The 4,432-nt window shown below is 59.7% G+C and carries 6 protein-coding genes; all 6 read right to left on the bottom strand.

What is annotated here, in order from left to right:
* Positions 1 to 145: 145 nt before the first annotated feature.
* Positions 146 to 514, bottom strand: a complete 369-nt coding sequence (locus WM40_RS25655; RefSeq protein ID WP_046154439.1) for a hypothetical protein — start codon at positions 512 to 514, stop codon at positions 146 to 148.
* A 60-nt stretch (positions 515 to 574) separates the two neighbouring features.
* Positions 575 to 1,207: a phospholipase D family nuclease gene (locus tag WM40_RS25660; RefSeq protein ID WP_236693706.1), complete on the bottom strand. Its 633-nt coding sequence runs from the start codon at positions 1,205 to 1,207 to the stop codon at positions 575 to 577.
* 40 nt (positions 1,208 to 1,247) lie between these two features.
* A complete protein-coding gene (locus tag WM40_RS25665) occupies positions 1,248 to 1,748 on the bottom strand; it encodes a hypothetical protein (protein WP_046154440.1) in 501 nt (166 codons plus the stop codon).
* Positions 1,745 to 2,479, bottom strand: coding sequence for a StbB family protein (stbB, locus tag WM40_RS25670; protein WP_046154441.1), 735 nt, complete (start codon positions 2,477 to 2,479; stop codon positions 1,745 to 1,747). Before stbB ends, WM40_RS25665 begins: the two co-directional genes overlap by 4 nt.
* Before the next feature lie 29 nt (positions 2,480 to 2,508).
* Positions 2,509 to 2,871: a hypothetical protein gene (locus WM40_RS25675; protein WP_201779184.1), complete on the bottom strand. Its 363-nt coding sequence runs from the start codon at positions 2,869 to 2,871 to the stop codon at positions 2,509 to 2,511.
* Positions 2,872 to 2,961: 90 nt separating this feature from the next.
* Positions 2,962 to 4,432: LPD7 domain-containing protein (locus WM40_RS25680; RefSeq protein ID WP_330218181.1), on the bottom strand; the 1,471-nt coding region annotated here is incomplete at its 5' end.

Raw genomic sequence — 4,432 nt, forward strand, 5'->3', positions numbered from 1 at the left:
CACAACACCGCGCCGCACGCATCCTGGTTGTCGTCCGCGTGTGCCTGGCTCGCTATGAGCGCCGCGCTCACTACCGCCGCTGTGATCATTGACTTTTTCATCCCTTCCCACTCCCGATTGCTAGAGACCGTGATCGCCGCGCTATCTATCTGTCTGCCGCGCCCTTACTACCGATCCAGGCTTCATCATCCGGATCGAACAAGAATAGAATCTTCTTCACCGCAATTTCCCATGCCTCGCGCTCGGTATCAGCTCTCGGTAGCAGGTCTTCCGGTATGAGTTGGTCGATCTCGTTGGTGATCGAAATAAACCACTGTGCGCGCTCCGCTTGGCTTAATGGTCGACCGTCATCATCTACCTGATAAACATCGCCCACGCGATAGACCGCGACGCCCGCTGCCATCAAGCGCCGAACGGCCAGCGCGAACTCCCCCGTGGCATTGAATCTAGCGAGGTAGCGCGCGAGAGGATCGGCATCGGCCACCACATAAACCGGTTTTTTATCTTCTGACATGTCTTATCACCTCCCGTTACGGGATCATGGGGTATCGTTCTTGGGGACCTGAATACGCCCTTAACGCACCGGCTTGTAGGGCACGCCCTGCTCCCACCTGCTTTGCCAGTGCGTTTCATAGCTGCGCCCGATCGCCGGGCAACTGGCGATCACGATGACGTTTTCACTATTGCGTCTCTCTGCGGACAAGCTGTAATTGAATGACCCGGTTTGCACGGTTTCACCGTCGGCGATAATGTATTTATCGTGATGCAAGGCGTACGAAGAGATGGTGCGAACCGCAATGCCCGCTTCGACGAGTTGCGCCAATGCGCTCGGCCCCATCCTTGCACCGGGTTCGTTTTCGGTGGCATCCGCGATCACCGCGACATCGACGCCACGCTCCTTGGCTGCGATGAGCCGGCGCACCACATCAGGCGAGGTGAAGGTGTAGGCAGCCACTTGCACACGTGAATGCGCCTGGTCGATCACGTCGTCAACCAGCACCGCGGCGCTGCCCTCTGGCGAGAATCCCGATTTCAGCTCGCAGACACTGCTCGCCGTACTCGTCCAGCGCGCGGCGCGTTCTGAGAGCGTCGGCCACTTGATAACCATCATCGCCAGGAGCGCCGCGCTTGCACCCGCGACTGCGCTCCAGCGAAGGGCGTTCCGAGCCCGGCTCACCCGTTCATGCTTTGGCTGTTGTTCGAGCATCTTATGTCTCCATACTCATTCGATATTGATTTGCACCGCCTTATAGCCCGAGCAGGTGCGAGAGGTGCAACGCGCCCCATAAAGCGACGGCGCCCGCGCAAAAGGCAATCGCGGTAGGGATGCTCGCAAAGCGCGGCGAGAGCGGCGCCGTTCCTGGCCAGCGGATCTTGATCGGGTCGCGCCGCTCTAGCGCCAGGCGCAGCCGTGCCAGTTCGTCGGCCACTTCCGCCGTCGCGGCCTGGCGCGCCTGGTCCGCCGCCTTCGCCGCCAGTTCGCCAACGAAGCTCTGCCGCGCTTGGCCAACGAGCTTTGACCACTGCGTGGTTTCTTCGCGCAGTGCCTGCACTGTTGCGGTAAGCCGTTGGTCGGTGACGTCCATGAGCATCGCAACATGGTGCTGCGCATCCACCACTTTCATCTGCTCGATCAGGATTTCGGCGAGCACCGCTAATTCGTTCGATGCGGGCATCGTGGCGATCACCTTACCCAGGCGTACCGATGCTTTCTCTGCACTGTCCGATTCAGGGGCGCGCTCGTTCACGGCCGCACTCCGTCCATCAAGGCATCAAAGGCCTGATCCAACAATGGCTCGATCGATAGCGCCTTGCGCTTGAGCGCCACTAACCGCACAAGCCGGTCTTTCTCCGCTTCACTTGTCGCATCGCGCAGTTGCGCCTTGTAGTCGATTCCATCGGTCGCGATGTCGTGAATCGTGCGCCCAGCGGCAGCGGCGAGCGCGAACACATCGCTCCTGGGCACCAAGGCATCCAGGTTTAACGTAAATGTCGCCGCGCGCTTGTGCAGTTCGAAAATATGACCAAAGTAACGACGCAACGTCACGTCACGCTCTTCACTCTTGATCAACTCGACCTTATTCAATAGCAAGCGAATGCGATTTGACTCCACGCCAAGACTAGCGAGAAGATTGATCGTCTTGATTGTGTCCTTCATCTGCTTGCTTTCCGGCTCGACCGGCACTACAAAGCAGGTATAGTCTTCTTGTGAGCCAGTGGACGCATCCAATCGATTTAAATATTCCTCCACATTCGAGGCGCCGATGTCGACCAGGAAGTCGGTTCCGCGCATCAGATCGGAATGCAGCTCATCAAAGCGCGCGGCAATCATCACCTCGACCGGCGCTCCCGCCGAATCGTCGGTGTTGATCGATTCGACTTGTCGCATGCTCATATGCGCAAGACGGGGAGCAAGCAACTCGCGCGTCACGGTGGTCTTACCGACGTTGCCCGAGCAATTCACAATGGCAATACTCATTTCACGTTCCTTTTATCGGGTTTCCGGATTTAGCTGTGGGCAACCACAGCGGAGAAGATCGGATGACGCTCCAAAATAGGCGAGCGTTTAGCGATCTGCGCCAACGCCTTCTTGGCTTCCGAAAGGGATGCTTCCCATTGCGCTAAATCCCTCACGGTCACATGCGTAGACCCGCCGCATAGCTTCCGGCTGATGCTGTCTCGCTTAGCGTGAGCGCACTCGTAGTCATGGAGAGCGGCCTGCACATCAGGAGCTTCCAGGGCGACGTGGTACTGGCGTTCTTCGATGCTTTGCAACCTTGAGACAGGGCGTGTATCGCCGGTTGCACCAGCGGGTTTTCTGTGTCTGCGCGGGGTTGGTACGGCCTCGGTTGTCGGTTCTTCATTCGTCATGTCATTCACGCCAAAAACGGATTCTGTTGTTGGGAAACACACTCAAATCCGGATAGCCCTTTTATCCAGGCAGACAGATCGCGACCTGCGTTACATAGCGGGCTTGTTGCTTACCGGTTGGAGGGATGGCGAGGCCTGTGCGACAGGCGCGGCCTTCGGGGCGCTCCACCCGGCCCGCAACGCGGCGTGGCGTTTATCGAGTTCGGACACCGCCGCCTCCCAGTTCAACCCGCCTTGATTCATCATTCCTTCGACCTCGACACCCGCCTTCATCCGCGCATCGAAGCGGTTTAGCACCTCGTTACGCGCGCGCAATGGCATGCCTTCCATGGCCTCGATTAACCGTTCGCGGATCTGCGCCACCGTCACGGGTGACGCTTGCGTAGCCGGTTGCGGCGCGGACTCGCGTGTGACTTCCCAGGTATTGCGAAACGCCTCTTTGTCTTGCATTCCCGTCACGCGACCCGCCGCGTCGCGCACCGGCTCCTGCACGGTCACCGGCGTCTCGCCCATATTTTTCAGTGAGATCGTGTCGCCCGGTTTCGCTTCGCTGGCCTGCATCGCTCTTTTGAGGTCGACGCCCCACACGGTCTGCTCATGCCCTGCGGCATCGCGGTACTGCACGAAGTACGAATACGACGCATCGGGTTGATGCTGGAAGCGCGCGGCGCCATGCGCGAGCAATACGCCGCTAAGCGTATCGGCAGGCTTCGCGGCAAAGCCGGGTACCGGTTTGTCCTTCGTCGATTGCGTGGCGGCACGGGTTCGCTGCACATCGCCCTTGGCGGCGTCGCGATAAGGCACCGGAGCAGGAGCACTACCGGCTTTGATCGTCAGCGCATCGCGCTCGCGCTTAGCCGCTTCCAGCAAGGCAAGATCGGATTCCTTGGGCGTGAAATTCTTAACCTCAATGCCGCCATCGAGCGCCGCTTCAAGCCAGGCGTTACGCCTAAACGTCTCACTGCCCTTGAGCGTGATCGCGTCGATGTTCTTGGCCTTCATCACGGCCAGCATGTCCGCGATCGTGCCGCGATCGTTTTGCTGGGTTATTAAGCGCTTACCCACATCCTCAAAATGGGGCTTGGTCGCAGGTGTGGGTTGCGCACCTGGCTGCATCGAATCAAGTCGCCAATATCGTCCCTCCTTGATCATGTAGCGCGATGCGATATGCGCGGGGACCGTATAGCCGTCACTCGTGGTGATCGGTTTGCGCAAGGCCGCATCGATGTCGATCTGGTTGTCCTCGATGTCTGTACCGCGCTCGTCGTCCTGCGCACCCACCTCGGGCGATGCGTCTTCGGGCCGCGGCAGCGCTTGGCCGCGCTCGCGCAGCAGGGTTTGCGCAGCGACACGATCGGCCTCGCGGACCTTGCGAACGCGGTTGAGATCCGATTCGGACACTGTGTCCAGCACGGGCGGGGCCGCGTCGTTGGCCGGATTTTTTGCATCTGGCTCGTTGCTCGCGGGCGCGGGTGAGACGAGCGGCGCAGCAGCATCGTTTGCCGCGGCCCGGCCTTCGGAATGGTTTTGCTCTTGCTGGTTTTGCTCTTGCAGCGCGGAT

Origin of the sequence: Robbsia andropogonis, assembly GCF_000970345.1 — a bacterium.
In the GTDB taxonomy this organism is placed as follows: domain Bacteria; phylum Pseudomonadota; class Gammaproteobacteria; order Burkholderiales; family Burkholderiaceae; genus Robbsia; species Robbsia andropogonis.

Coding starts and splice junctions, on each gene's coding strand:
- WM40_RS25660 (WP_236693706.1), bottom strand. CDS start 1,207: ATGCTCGAACAACAGCCAAAGCATGAACGGGTGAGCCGGGCTCGGAAC.
- WM40_RS25675 (WP_201779184.1), bottom strand. CDS start 2,871: ATGACGAATGAAGAACCGACAACCGAGGCCGTACCAACCCCGCGCAGA.
- WM40_RS25655 (WP_046154439.1), bottom strand. CDS start 514: ATGTCAGAAGATAAAAAACCGGTTTATGTGGTGGCCGATGCCGATCCT.
- stbB (WP_046154441.1), bottom strand. CDS start 2,479: ATGAGTATTGCCATTGTGAATTGCTCGGGCAACGTCGGTAAGACCACC.